The sequence below is a fragment of the Bartonella mastomydis genome (genome assembly GCF_900185775.1).
GTDB lineage: Bacteria > Pseudomonadota > Alphaproteobacteria > Rhizobiales > Rhizobiaceae > Bartonella > Bartonella elizabethae.
On record NZ_LT883138.1, the window covers coordinates 678,596 to 693,064 of the forward strand.

Consider the following 14,469-nt stretch of genomic DNA (forward strand, 5'->3'; position numbering starts at 1 on the left):
AAACTCCTTATAATTTTTAAAAGCTGCAGATTAGGAATGCATTTAGTTCATTAAATGTCCTTATAAGTTATAACTTTATCTTTTTCATTTATACTAGAGACATATAAAAGTATGAATTTATCTGACATTTTAGAGCCTCATGCATTGCAATATTTTGTTGCTAAAGCCCTATAGCTAACATAAAGAGCAATAAGCGTAAAAAATTTGAATTCGTAAGATTTTTAGAAGTGCATAGGAGTTTGTTTTAATTGATATTGCAATATTGATTCGTTTGTGTAATCTTAGCGCAAATGCACAGAGGTGTTTTATGGATAAATTGCATCAACTCCCTGTGCGATAAAGAGGGGAGAGCTATATGGGTGTATAAAAGTTTATATAGATCGTCGTAGTTTTTTCTCTAAATTTGACTTTTTTTTTTATATTGAAGTAAAAATAATAAAATTAAGTTTTATTTCATTATAATCTAATAAATTGAAACTATACTTAATATTTTTTTAAATTACTTAAAAGCGCGTTGAAAGGATTAACTTAATCATGTCGCATAAAAATTTTTATTCTGCTGTCTCAGTATTAGTTGGAGCAGCTGCCCTTTTTCTTATAACTGGTATTTCTGCAAATGCGCAGACTTTATCGCAAGGTTGGTACAAAGTTTGCAGTAAGCAGCATGATGTTGATATTTGTAATACAATGAATACTGTATTATCGAATACGGGACAACCTTTAACGGCTTTTAATCTAGTTGAAATAAAAGGGAAGCAAAATGAAAAGCGTATAGGTATTCAAGTGCCTACAGGTCGTTTTTTGCCAGAAGGTGTTCACATTCAAATAGGTGATGGTTTCTCTAAAAAAATTCCTTATATCATTTGTAATGGACCAAGTTGTATTGCCAATGATGTCTTAGATGATAAGCTTATTGCAGCGATGAAAAGTGGTACAAAAATGGTCGTAACCACTGTTAATTTCCGTGGTTCAGCTAATCCTATTGAATTTTCTCTTAATGGATTTACAGCGGCGTATACCGGCCCTGGTATGGAAGAAAAAGATTTCCAACAAGAGCAAATAAAGCTGCAGCAAGCTATTCAATCAAATCAAAAAGAAATTGAAGAGCGTATGCGCGCTGAGCAAGAGAAAGCAAAGCAAAAATAATACACACGTCATAGAAATTGGTTAAAACTTTTTCTATGATTGTTTATTTAGACCGCCACAATTTTTTTGTGGCGGTTTTTTTTTTTTTTTTTATTTTTTTATANAAAAAGAAATTGAAGAGCGTATGCGCGCTGAGCAAGAGAAAGCAAAGCAAAAATAATACACACGTCATAGAAATTGGTTAAAACTTTTTCTATGATTGTTTATTTAGACCGCCACAATTTTTTTGTGGCGGTTTCTTTTTATTAGTTAATTTTTTGAAAGAGTTCTGCGTTTCCACCAACCAATACGCGCAGTTTTAGGAGAATCATTAGACGTTGATGAAATAACAACAGGTTGGTTAATTGTTTCTTCAATTTTGGAAGGAGAAGGTTCGACAGCTTTCTCCATCTTCATATCAGTTTCTTTTTCTAATGTTTTTTGTATTTCTGTTGCCTCTTTAGAGGATGATCTTTTACGTGTTCTACGTGTTGATTTCTTAGTATTTTCAGGAGTTTTATCCTCACCTTCATGAAGAGATTTGTCTGCTTTTTTTGCTCTAATTTTACGTACCGAACTGCTTTTAGGCTTTTCTTCAAGAGATTTTTGTTCTGCTATATTTTGTTCATTCTCTAGAGAAAGATTATTTTCTACCGCCTTTGAAGAACGTGTTCTACGTTTTTTTAGTTTAACACTTGTATCATCAACTTTGGTTGCTTCATCTTGCTGTTGTACCTCGAGAGCTTGTACATCATTTTTTATTTCTTCAAGTTTAGAAGATTTAGCGGATGGACCACGACGTTTGCGATGCGCTGCTTTGATTTCTGCTAAAGCCTTCTTAGCAAAATCTCCTACTGGTTCTGCGTAAGGAATGCGAATTTGATGAAGATTATTATCTTGATTGCGCCGACCACCACGACGACCTCGACGGCGTCCTCGACGGTAAGAATCATCACTCAATGTCTCTTCTTTCTTATGAACGTCAGAGAGAGAATGATCAGCAATTTCATCGTGGCGATTTTTGCGTCGACGTTTTTGATTTGTTTCAATGGGAGGAGGGGTTTCAATAGATTCACTTTTTATGAAAACAGAATTCTCAATTTCTTGCTTATTGTCATCTTCCCATGAAGATTGAGAAATGCTTTCTGCTATTGTACCTTTAGAAATAACGAGATGTTGTGTTCCAATACTATCATCTGCTTCAATACTAATATTAAGTTTAAAGCGTGTTTCTAAATTAACAAGAATATTACGTTTATGATTTAATACATAAAGCGCTGTTGCTACGGGTGTGCGCACAATAATATTATATTGCGAATTATGAAGAAGATATTCTTCAATGGAGCGCATGACATGTAAAGCAATTGATGATTCAGAACGTATATTTCCTGTTCCTGCACAATGGGGACAGGGCTGTGTTGTACTTTCTAAAACTGATATGCGAATACGTTGACGGCTCATTTCTAAAAGGCCGAAGTGTGAGATATGGCCAACTTGAATACGAGCACGATCATTTTTTAAACAGTCTTTTAATTTTTTTTCAACCAGTCGCACATTACGTTCTTCAAGCATGTCAATAAAATCAATCACGATTAAACCAGCAAGGTCACGTAAACGTAATTGACGTGCTACTTCTTCTGCAGCTTCAAGGTTTGTTTGTAAAGCTGTCTTTTCAACAGAGAATTCTTTCGTAGAGCGTCCAGAATTAACGTCAATAGCAACAAGTGCTTCTGTTTGATTAATAACAAGATATCCCCCAGATTTTAAAGAAACCTGTGGTTGCAACATTTTATCAAGCTGAATTTCAATATTATTTCTTGCAAAAATAGGTGTAGGATCGCGATAAGGTTGCACAACTTTTGCATGACTTGGCATAAGCATACGCATAAAGTCTTTTGCTTCACGATATCCTTGGTCTCCAGAAACAAGAATTTCACTGATATTCTTATTGTAAAGATCTCGTATAGAACGCTTAATGAGATTACTTTCTTCATGAACAAGGCATGGTGCCGTTGATTTGAGTGTCAAAGTGCGAATAGTATCCCATAACCGCATAAGATATTCATAATCGCGTTTAATTTCAGCTTTTGTTCTATTAGCACCAGCAGTTCGCAAGATAACGCCCATACCTTTTGGAACGGCTAATTCTTTTACGATTTCTTTAAGACGCTTACGGTCTTGCACATTCGTAATTTTTCGTGAAATACCACCACCGCGTGCAGTGTTGGGCATGAGAACAGAATAACGACCTGCTAGAGAGAGATATGTTGTAAGTGCGGCACCTTTATTTCCACGTTCTTCCTTGATGACTTGCACTAACAAAATTTGACGACGTTTAATTACTTCTTGAATTTTATACTGGCGCCCTTGTTTCCTTTGATATGTTGGGAGCTCTTCACGGATGTCTTCAGCACCGACCATCTCGATTTCATCGTAAGAGACATCGGCATTTAATATCTCTTCTGTATGATTAATTGTTACAGCTTCGGATGTAATATCACTTTCAACATCGGCTGCTATGACATTATTTTTTGCATTCTTTTTTGTTTTTCTAGAGCGTTTTTTATTTTTAGTTGTTTCCTCAGTAAAAACATCTGCTGGATTTTCCCCTACAGCTGCTGCTTCCTCTTCTTCAAGAAGAGCAAGGCGATCTGCAATAGGAATTTGATAATAGTCAGGATGAATTTCAGAAAATGTTAGAAAACCATGTCGGTTTCCACCATATTCAACAAATGCTGCTTGGAGAGATGGTTCTACACGCGTAATACGTGCAAGATAAATATTCCCCTTGAGCTGTTTTTTATGTTCTGATTCAAAATCAAGTTCTTCAATTTTGTTGCCGTGAACCACAACAACACGTGTTTCCTCCGGATGAGAGGCATCTATAAGCATTTTGTTTGACATAAGTTAATATCCTGAAGGCGACATGCACAATTTTATTCAAACGAACGGTGTAATTATTCGTAGACGTAAAGGGCTGTCTGCCATAAAAGGGAAGTACCAGAAAAACAGGACGGAACACCACGTGTAGATGCATAACTGCATTTACACCATTTCTCATCATTATCTCCATCTGTTTTTTATGACTCATGTTTTGTAAAAGTCTCTGGTAAAATAATCTTTAAAACAGTTCGGATACCCGAACCAACGAATCTTAAATAATGCAATCCTAATTTTATAACATAGAAATTTTTCATCCATAACAAAGTCTCAACGCATAATATGCAACAACCCCTTTAAAGATAACTTACTATGAGTTACAGATAATTAGATCGATTATCAGCTAGGAAGCACCAATATTCTTTTATGTTGATATCATACGTTTGGCAAGTAACAATGTAAATCATGTATCATGATAATATTTTTGTGACCTTAATTTCGTTTTTGGGTGTTTATAATGGAGGAGTTTAGCGTTTATTGGAAAATAGACAATAAATTTAGTGTATTGTTTTTATATGACCAAGATAAATTATTACAAATATCGTTGTAGAATACTTTGCTTATGATAAGAGGGCTTATGATAAGAATTTTTTTTATCCAAAAGCTGAAAACAGCCTATTGGGATATTATTGCGCAATTCATATGCTTTTTATTGTTTTTTTTGCTATGTCAAACCAGTGTTCAAGCCGCAGATCCTTTAAGACTTATCAATTTTAGAACCATTGGTGATAGTGCTCATACGCGTATAATTGCGCTTTTCAATTCAAAACCAAATGTTCGCTTACAGATTTTAGATAGGCCTACACGTTTGGTTATCAATTTACCTACAATTGATTTTTCAATGCAAAATATGCCTTTAAAGAAACAGAATGCATTATCCGTTATGCTCTTAGATGTGCGTTATGCTTTCTCTGACATACAGACTTCACGCATTATTTTGACAAGCAAAACAGCTTTTGTTGTTGAAAAAACGATCATAAAAAAATTAGACAATGGGTTATGGCAGTTGCTGGTTGATATGCATAAAAGTACACAAGAAAAATTTGATAAAATATTGAAGAGCCAGCAAAGGATTAATTTTGATACAAAACCACCGTTGATTCCGGCGCAAAATTTTCGTGTTGTTCTTGATCCTGGTCATGGTGGTATTGATGGTGGTGCACGAGGGGTCACTGGAATTTTAGAAAAAGATGTAACTTTAGATTTTGCGCGTGCATTGCGCGATGAATTACAAAAAGACCCTCATATTAACGTTGCTTTAACGCGTGATTCTAATATTTTTTTAAGATTAAGCGAAAGAGTTAAAAAAGCGCAAGAATTTGATGCTGATCTTTTTATATCCATTCACGCAGATACAATAGATGTCCATTCCCTTCGCGGAGCCACAGTGTATACCATATCAGATAAAGCCTCTGATGCTATTGCTAAATCTTTAGCTGAAAGTGAAAATAAAGTTGATTTGCTTGATGGTTTGCCTGCAGATGAAACGCTTGAAGTTACAGATATCTTGATGGATCTTACACGACGTGAAACACATACATTTTCTGTTAATTTTGCAAATAGTGTTATTTCGAGTTTATCAAAGAGTCACATTAACTTGATCAATAATCCTCATCGCTATGCTAATTTTCAAGTTTTAAGAGCTTCAGATATACCCTCTGTCTTGATAGAGATCGGGTATCTATCCAATAAAGAGGATGAGAAGTTATTAAACGATCCTCATTGGAGAAAAAAAATGGCTCACTCAATTGCTCATTCTATTCGTCAATTCGCTGAATATAGACAGAAAATGGTACAGCCTCTTTAAATTTGTTAGAAAATAGAGTAATTAATATGGGATTTTAGTTTACCCTAGTATAAATATAAAGATAGAAAACAAATTTTCTTTTTCTCAATCTTGTGGTGATATCCACGTGGTGTGGTTGAAATAACATATTTTTTCTTTGATCAATTCTTAAGAAAGCGATAGCCGTTTTTATGATGATTTTTTTTAAATATCTTCTTCGTTTTTTTGTTGCTACTGGACTTTGTGGCGCAATAACATGGGGTGCTATGACCAGTGGTCAAGCCAATGCACTTCCTGATTATGAAGTTCTTTCACTTTATGAGCCACCGGTAATGACCCGTGTTCATGCTTCTGATGGCCGTCTTATGGCAGAGTTTGCAACAAAACATCGCCTCTATTTACCGATTCAATCAATCCCAAAGCTTGTTAAAGATGCTTTTATTTCGGCTGAAGACAAAAACTTTTATCATCATTTTGGTTTAGATCCTGAAGGACTTTCTCGCGCTTTGATCAATAATATTCGTAATATCGGTTCTGGAAGGCGTCCGGAAGGCGCATCAACCATAACGCAACAAGTCGCTAAAAACTTTCTTTTAAGTTCAGAAACAACATTAGAGCGTAAATTTAAGGAAGCTATTTTAGCAATGCGTATTGAGAAAACTTACTCAAAAGATCATATTCTCGAACTTTACCTCAATGAAATTTATTTGGGGCGTGGTACTTATGGTATAGCTGCTGCCTCTTTGACTTATTTTAATAAATCCGTCAATGATCTGACGTTAGAACAATGTGCTTATTTGGCGGCTCTTCCAAAAGGACCAGCAAATTATGATCCATTTAAGAATACACAGCGTGCTATTGATCGGCGCAATTGGGTTATAGACCGGATGGTTGCAAATGGGTATGTAACCCGTGAACAAGGTGAAAAAGCAAAAGCTAAGCCTTTGGGAGCGACAATACGTGGGAGCGATAGCTATGTTTTTGCGGCTGATTACTTTACTGAAGAAGTGCGTCGCCGTTTAATGCATCGTTATGGGGCTAAAACACTTTATGAAGGTGGGCTGTCTATTCGTACAACGCTTGATCCGCATTTACAAATGATTGCTCGGCGGGCTTTGCAAAATGGATTAATTAAATTTGATCATGCACACGGATGGCGTGGAGCTTATGCGCATATTGATAAAAAAGATGATGATTGGGGGGCTGAGCTTGCAAATATCACAGGGTTAAGTGATGTTCCTGAATGGCGTTTAGCGGTTGTTCTTTCTGCAAATCCCAATAAAATAGAGATTGGTTTACAACCGCAGCGTGAAGCTTCAGGTATGCTCTCAAAAAAACGCGAAATTGCTGTTTTATCTGAAGCTGATTCAAAATGGGCACTTCATATTGTGAAAGAAAATGGTTATCGAAGAACTGTTCAGAGCTTGTCTCATGTTCTGCAAGTTGGAGATGTCATTTTTGTTGAAAAACTCCCCAATACAAACAACACTTATCGTTTACAACAAATCCCTAAGGTTGAAGGTGCGATTGTTGCTATGGAACCGCACACAGGGCGTGTTCTTGCAATGGTGGGAGGTTTTTCTTTTGCTGCATCTGAATTTAATCGTGCAACACAAGCTTATCGTCAGGCTGGTTCTGCATTTAAGCCCATTGTGTACTCAGCGGCACTTGATAATGGGTATACACCAGCATCAGTTATTTTAGATGGTCCCATCGAAGTTCGCCAATATAATGGTGAGGTTTGGCAACCTAAAAATTATGGTGGTACTTTTGCAGGTCCTTCAACACTGCGTTATGGTATTGAGCATTCTCGCAATCTTATGACAGTACGGCTTGCCAATGATATGGGAATGCCTCTTGTCGCTGAATATGCAGAGCGTTTTGGTGTGGTCGATAAATTGCAACCTTATCTCCCTATGGCTTTAGGAGCGGCTGAAACAACAGTTTTAAGAATGGTTACAGCTTATTCTGTTATAGCTAATGGGGGACGCTCTATTAAACCTTCTCTGATAGACCGAATTCAAGATCGTTATGGGAAGACAATTTATCGTCATGATGATCGTATTTGCGAAAATTGTAATGCGAATTCATGGAATAATCAAAGGGAACCGACTTTAATTGATGAAAGAGATCAAGTTCTTGACCCTATGACAGCTTATCAGATTACATCGATGATGGAAGGGGTTGTTCAGCGTGGTACTGCAGCGCGTTTACGTTATCTCAATAGACATATTGCCGCTAAAACAGGAACCACCAATGATTCTAAAGATGTCTGGTTTATGGGATTTACCCCTGACCTCGTCGTTGGAGTTTTTGTTGGTTATGATCAACCAGCATCGTTGGGATATAACGGGACGGGAAGTTCATTGGCTGCCCCTATTTTTGGTGAATTTATGGAAGATGCTCTCAAAGGAAAGCCGGATGTTCCTTTTAAGATGCCGAAGGGTATGATTTTAATGCCAATTAATCGGAAAACAGGAATGCTTGCGGAAAGAGGAGATCAAGATGTCATTATAGAAGCATTTAAACCAGGGACTGGTCCTGCTGATATATATCAAGTCATTGGGGGGACGAATTCTTTTCAAGAAGGTGTTCCAGCAATAACGACTTCTCCACAAGTCAATAAAGCCCTTGAAAGTGGGACTGGTGGGTTGTATTAATCGGCCAAATCTCCTTTGCCATGAGTCTTAGTTTTTATCTGTTTTTTAATGGTGTTAGTCCTGTAAATAGAATGATGGATCCATTCCGTTCTTTGATAAAGGCTATTAAATTTATATAAAATGCTAGAGACATAACCTGAAAGAGTGTTAAAAGATACGGTGTTAAATTATGCGAGCAGAAATAGAGACATTAGTTGATGAAATCCAAAAAGCAATTCAGTTGCTAAGGGGGCATCTTTGACTGGGATCAATCACTAAAGCGTCTCGAATATCTTAATCAAAAAGCAGAAGATCCTACACTTTGGGATGATGCACAACGAGCACAAGATATGATGCGTGAGCGTCAACGTCTTGATGATTCAATCAATGGTCTTTTATCATTTACAAAAACACTTGAAGAATGCATTGAACTCATTGCGATGGGGGAAGAAGAAAGCGATGTTGAAGTTATCGCTGATGCAGAAAATTCAATACGTAATCTTAAAAGTGAGATCGATAAAAGGCAAATTGATGTGCTTCTTTCAGGAGAGGCTGATCCTAATGATACCTATTTAGAAGTTCATGCTGGGGCAGGGGGAACAGAAAGCCAAGATTGGGCTTCTATGTTGTTGCGTATGTATATGCGCTGGGCTGAACAGCATGAAATGAAGGTTGAAGTTCTAGAAATTCATGATGGAGAAGAAGCAGGAATAAAGTCAGCGACAATTCTTGTAAAAGGGCATAATGCTTATGGATTGTTAAAAACAGAATCAGGTGTTCATCGCTTGGTACGAATTTCTCCATTTGATTCAAATGCAAAGCGTCATACCTCTTTTGCAAGCATTTGGGTTTATCCGGTTATTGATGATGATATTGAAGTTGATGTTTCAGAAGCAGATGTGCGTATTGATACCTATCGTGCTTCGGGGGCAGGAGGACAGCATGTTAATACGACAGATTCTGCCGTTCGAATCACACATATAAAAACGGGTATTGTTGTTCAATGTCAAACTGAGCGCTCTCAGCATAAAAATCGCGCCACGGCTTGGTCGATGCTCCGAGCCCGCCTTTATGAAGAGGAGCTCAAAAAAAGAGAAGAAGAAACTAATGCTGTTGAATCTTCTAAAACAGAAATCGGATGGGGACATCAAATTAGATCTTATGTTCTTCAACCTTATCAACTTGTAAAAGACTTACGTACAGGGATTGAAAATACTGATCCACAATCCGTCCTTAATGGGAGCTTAGATGCATTTATAGAGGCCGCACTTTCGCAGCGTATTTATGGAAAAGACAAAGAAGTTGAGGATATTCGCTAATGATATATTCTACCTTCAACTGTGCAGATTTATTTCTTAAATTGCTCGTTTTATGGATGTCGTAATATATTAATAGCCCTTGATACGTAAAAGCTTCATATTTTATTGCCCTTTTTTCAAAGTCTTTTCTCATAAGTCAACCCTGCTTATGACAGGAACAAGTGAATTTTTTTGATTCATTTAAGATAAGAAAAATTTGAAAGGAGAAAATTTACGATATCAGGAGGATTAATTAAAAAAATAAATAATCAGTTATTCCTATAAATAAACATATTGTAAAAACTGAATCCGTTGGAAAAATAAAATCTATTGGGGAGGGATTCTGTTACTTCTAAAAATATACTATTTTATACACCATCATGACGGTGTAAAAGCGTTGCAGCTGCTAAGACATTTTCAGCATGTCCTGATACGCTCACTTTGCGCCATTCTTCTGCAATTGTTCCATTTGCATCAATTAAAAAAGTGCTTCGTTCGACACCCATATATTTGCGTCCGTACATGCTTTTTTCACCCCAAACACCATAAGCTTCGAGGGTTGTTTTTTCTTCATCGGAAGCCAAAATGACATCAAGTCCATGTTTTTCTTTAAATTTATCGTGTTTTTTTACATTATCTGGAGAGATTCCAATAACAGCAACACCGATTTCATCAAATTTCGTCTTTAATTGTGTGAAATCAAGTGCCTCGTTTGTGCATCCACTCGTATCATCTTTGGGATAAAAATATAAGACAACAGGTTTGCCTCTAAAGTCAGAAAGACGGACAGTCTCTCCTCCATCGCGTGGCAAGTTAAAATCAGGAGCAAGGGTACCTTTCATTGATTTTGTCATGTTTTATCTTTCTTTTTGAGTGAAAAGATCAATGAGTAGCATACAGAGAAGGAATAAAGTTTCAACTCTCTAGAATAAAATTTTCAAAGATTTTTCGCTATCATATAAAAATTATTCTGTCATAAAAGCTCAATGAAAAAATAAGCAAATAAAGCGCAAGAAATACTCCTATCACGGATATAAAATCTATAGAACAAATGAGACATCTATAGATTAAAGAGGTTTGATCAATACATGTTTTTTCTTACCAAAAGAAAGTTTAATGATTCCTTCTGCTGTGACATCTTTTTCAATAATAAGGTGTGTTTCATCCTCTATGATTTGATCATTAACGCGTATCCCTCCACCTTGAATATGACGGCGCGCTTCACTGTTTGATTTTGCAAGTCCTGCTTTGACTAAAAGAGAGAGCAATCCAGTGCCTGTTTTTAATTCTGTTGCGCTCATTTCAACCGTTGGAAGATTTTCTCCAAGTGTTTTTTCTTCAAATGTTTTGCGGGCAGTTTCTGCGGCTGCATTGGCAAGAGCACGCCCATGCAACATTGCAGTAATTTCTGTTGCAAGAATTTTTTTTGCTTCGTTAATTTCGGTCCCTTGTAAGAGAGAAAGTTTGAGAATCTCATCCATGGGTAATGTGGTATAGAGCTTTAAAAATCGCGTTACATCAGCGTCTTCTGTATTGCGCCAATATTGCCAAAATTGATAAGGTGAAAGCATATCGGCATTAAGCCACACAGCACCATTCAATGATTTACCCATTTTAGCACCGGAAGAGGTCGTCAGCAATGGTGATGTTAATGCGTATAATTGTGGTGTTCCCAAACGATGTCCCAATTCGATTCCGTTAATAATGTTGCCCCATTGATCAGAGCCCCCCATTTGCATACGCAAGCCGTAACGTTTATAAAGCTCAACAAAGTCATAAGCTTGTAGAATCATATAATTAAACTCTAAGAAGGACAAAGAGTGTTCACGTTCAAGTCTGAGTCTGACAGAATCAAATGACAACATACGGTTGACAGAAAAATGTTTTCCTACGTCACGCAAAAATTCTAAGTAGTTTAAATTGCACAACCATTCCGCATTATTCACAATACAAGCATCGGTTTCTTGATCACCGAACGTCAAATAGTTAGCAAATACCTTTTTAATACCATCAATATTGGCTGCAATATCTTCTTGTGTTAGTAGTCGTCGTGCTTCATCTTTAAAGGAAGGATCACCGATCAATCCTGTCCCTCCGCCCATCAAAGCAATGGGGCGATGCCCCGTTTTTTGTAGCCAATAAAGCATCATGATCTGAAGGAGACTTCCAGCATGTAAGCTTGATGCTGTTGGATCAAATCCAGTATAAGCACTGACAGTTTCTTTTGAAAAAAGATCATCTAAGCCTTTTTCATCCGAAATTTGGTGGATAAAGCCACGTTCGCTCATAATGTGTAAAAAATCAGATTTAAAGGCAAACACAGAGTCAATTTCCTAATTTTAAGAGAGCAATCATTTTATATAATAAATGATTATATAATGGATCATTCATGCTTTATCTACCATAAATGACATATATCACAAGAGAACCAGACATATTGGTAATGAAGATAATAATACAGACATTATTCCCTTTTTACGCTTAAAAAGGGAATTTAACGGAAATGAGTAAATAAAAAAGACACTCTTTTATCCTTATTTCTATCTTGAAATAAAATTTAGAAAAATCGCAAATACAGTCTAAAAAAATCACTTTGTTATGATCAGGGATGGTTTTTGCTGACTTTTTTATAAATCTTTTGTGTTTTCCTAAGTGAGTGAAAGTATTTCAGGAGGGGGAGCGAGAAATTCATTGGTAATATGATTATCCAAATAGTGGGCACATCGTTCAATAAGTTCTTCATGGCATCCACTAAAAAAGTGATTAGCCCCTTCCAGTATTTCTTGTGTGATGATGATACCTTTTTGTGTTTTTAATTTATCGACAAGCATTTGAACGTCTTTTGGGGGGGCAACTTTATCGATACCACCGTGAATGATAAGCCCAGAGGAGGGACAAGGAGCAAGAAATGAAAAGTCATAAACATTAGGCTGAGGGGCAACAGAGATAAATCCCTCAATTTCCGGTCGGCGCATTAAAAGCTGCATGCCAATCCATGCTCCAAATGAATATCCTGCTACCCAGCAATTTTTAGAGTCCGGATGTTGTGTTTGCACCCAATCGAGAGCCGCTGCCGCATCCGAAAGTTCTCCTATCCCATAATCAAACTCCCCCTGACTGCGACCAATACCACGAAAGTTAAAACGGAGAGTTGTAAAGCCACGTTGTTGGAACATGTAAAAGAGATCATAGACAATTTTATGATTCATCGTTCCACCAAATTGAGGATGAGGATGCAAAATGATCGCAATGGGCGCATTTTTTTGTTGTGAAGGTTGATAACGCCCTTCGAGCCGACCCGCGGGACCGTTAAAAATAATTTCTGGCATAAAATAAATGCTCCTTAAATGCTATTAAAAGGCTCTCATTGATCTTGGTCGACTTTTACCATAGAATCTCTTAAATAATCATTAGATATTCTTTTTTAAGTGCACTTTTCAAGAAAATTGCGCTATTTTTTTAATCAATTCATAAGATTAATGATTGCGATGTACAATGGTTATAAGACGCCGATATTTTGATCATAATGCAACAACACCGCTCAAAAAAATGGCGCGGATGGCATTACTGGAATCTTTAGAGATATTTGGTAATCCATCATCCGTTCATAAGGAAGGACGTGCTGCTAAAACTTTATTGCAAAAGGCGCGTCGACAAATCGCTGAAAATCTTAAGACAGATCCAGATAACGTTGTCTTTACCTCTGGTGCGAGTGAAGCAGCAATGACTTTGTTAACACCCTTTTACACGATGGGGAATGCAAAGGTTCAATTTTCCCATCTTTACCTTGGAGCGACTGAACACCCTTCTGTTGCAGAAGGAGGGCGTTTCTCTAAAGAATTGATAAGTGTCATTGCTGTTGATCAAGATGGGCTTATTCAACAAGATAAATTAACATCACTCTTAAGGGCTCACGATAAGACAAAAGGTTTACCTCTTGTTGCTATTCAAGCTGCAAATAGTGAAACGGGCGTTATTCAACCGTTAAAAGAAATAGCGGCTATTATTCGCGATTTAGGCGGTACTCTTATTGTTGATTTATCACAATATATCGATAAAAATTTTGTTGATATTAATCAGCTAGGAGGAGACTTTTTTATACTGTCTGCCCATAAAGTTGGTGGTCCTAAAGGAGTTGGTGCTTTTGTTTCATGTGGCAATCTCCTTATGCCACATCCTCTTATTATCGGAGGGGGACAAGAAAAAGGCTTACGTGGAGGAACAGAAGCATTGCCCCTTATTGCCGCTTTTGGAGCAGCAATGGCTGATTGTCTCACACAGGAAGAAATAAAACAGTTACTATATTTACGGAATAAATTAGAAGATGGACTCCAAAAAATAAGCCAAAATATTGAAATTTTTGGCAAAAGAGTTCAACGTTTGCCAAATACAACTTACTTTACCGTGAAAAATATAAAAGCTGAAACCATGCAAATTGCTTTTGATTTAGAAGGATTTTCTGTGTCAGCTGGTTCTGCTTGCTCTTCGGGAAAAGTAAAACAAAGCAAAGTATTGGAAGCAATGGGGTATCATATTCCAAATGGTGCCATTCGCATTTCGCTGGGACGTGAGACAACCTCTGAAGATATTGATGATTTTCTATTGTTTTTTTCTCAAATGATAAGCAGAAAAAAGAATGAAATTCTATCATGAGAAAATTATAAAAATTAGAATTATTTTA

9 protein-coding genes are annotated in these 14,469 nt (G+C 36.8%); 5 read left to right on the plus strand and 4 right to left on the minus strand.

What is annotated here, in order from left to right; genetic code table 11:
- Nucleotides 1–534: 534 nt before the first annotated feature.
- Nucleotides 535–1,146, plus strand: coding sequence for an invasion associated locus B family protein (locus FJG96_RS06135; RefSeq protein WP_139413197.1), 612 nt, complete (start codon nt 535–537; stop codon nt 1,144–1,146).
- Between the two features lie 249 nt (nt 1,147–1,395).
- On the opposite strand, the gene FJG96_RS06140 is transcribed toward FJG96_RS06135, so the two are convergent.
- A complete protein-coding gene (locus FJG96_RS06140) occupies nt 1,396–4,029 on the minus strand; it encodes an Rne/Rng family ribonuclease (RefSeq protein WP_139413198.1) in 2,634 nt (877 codons plus the stop codon).
- Between the two features lie 613 nt (nt 4,030–4,642).
- On the opposite strand from FJG96_RS06140, the gene FJG96_RS06150 reads away from it, so the two are divergent.
- The 3 genes from FJG96_RS06150 to prfB all read left to right on the plus strand — a co-directional run bounded on the left by FJG96_RS06150 (nt 4,643) and on the right by prfB (nt 9,809).
- Nucleotides 4,643–5,872 carry an N-acetylmuramoyl-L-alanine amidase gene (locus tag FJG96_RS06150; RefSeq protein WP_139413199.1) on the plus strand — a complete coding sequence of 410 codons (1,230 nt, stop codon included), beginning with the start codon at nt 4,643–4,645 and terminating at the stop codon, nt 5,870–5,872.
- Between the two features lie 170 nt (nt 5,873–6,042).
- Nucleotides 6,043–8,511 (plus strand): penicillin-binding protein 1A, encoded by a 2,469-nt coding sequence (locus FJG96_RS06155; RefSeq protein ID WP_139413200.1) that lies wholly within the window; start codon nt 6,043–6,045, stop codon nt 8,509–8,511.
- Nucleotides 8,512–8,680: 169 nt separating this feature from the next.
- A protein-coding gene (gene prfB, locus FJG96_RS06160; protein WP_139413201.1) for a peptide chain release factor 2 occupies nt 8,681–9,809 on the plus strand; the annotation gives its coding sequence in 2 pieces (ribosomal slippage) (nt 8,681–8,749 and nt 8,751–9,809; 1,128 coding nt in all).
- A gap of 347 nt (nt 9,810–10,156) precedes the next feature.
- Here the strand turns inward: prfB and bcp are convergent.
- The 3 genes from bcp to FJG96_RS06180 form a co-directional block, all read right to left on the minus strand.
- Nucleotides 10,157–10,642: a thioredoxin-dependent thiol peroxidase gene (bcp, locus tag FJG96_RS06170; RefSeq protein WP_180338248.1), complete on the minus strand. Its 486-nt coding sequence runs from the start codon at nt 10,640–10,642 to the stop codon at nt 10,157–10,159.
- A 213-nt stretch (nt 10,643–10,855) separates the two neighbouring features.
- On the minus strand, nt 10,856–12,109 hold the full coding sequence (tyrS, locus tag FJG96_RS06175; RefSeq protein WP_139413203.1) for a tyrosine--tRNA ligase: 1,254 nt from the start codon (nt 12,107–12,109) through the stop codon (nt 10,856–10,858).
- Between the two features lie 327 nt (nt 12,110–12,436).
- Nucleotides 12,437–13,117 carry an alpha/beta hydrolase gene (locus tag FJG96_RS06180; protein ID WP_139413204.1) on the minus strand — a complete coding sequence of 227 codons (681 nt, stop codon included), beginning with the start codon at nt 13,115–13,117 and terminating at the stop codon, nt 12,437–12,439.
- Between the two features lie 166 nt (nt 13,118–13,283).
- Between FJG96_RS06180 and FJG96_RS06185 the strand changes: the two genes are divergently transcribed.
- On the plus strand, nt 13,284–14,441 hold the full coding sequence (locus FJG96_RS06185; protein WP_139413205.1) for a cysteine desulfurase family protein: 1,158 nt from the start codon (nt 13,284–13,286) through the stop codon (nt 14,439–14,441).
- Nucleotides 14,442–14,469 lie beyond the last annotated feature (28 nt).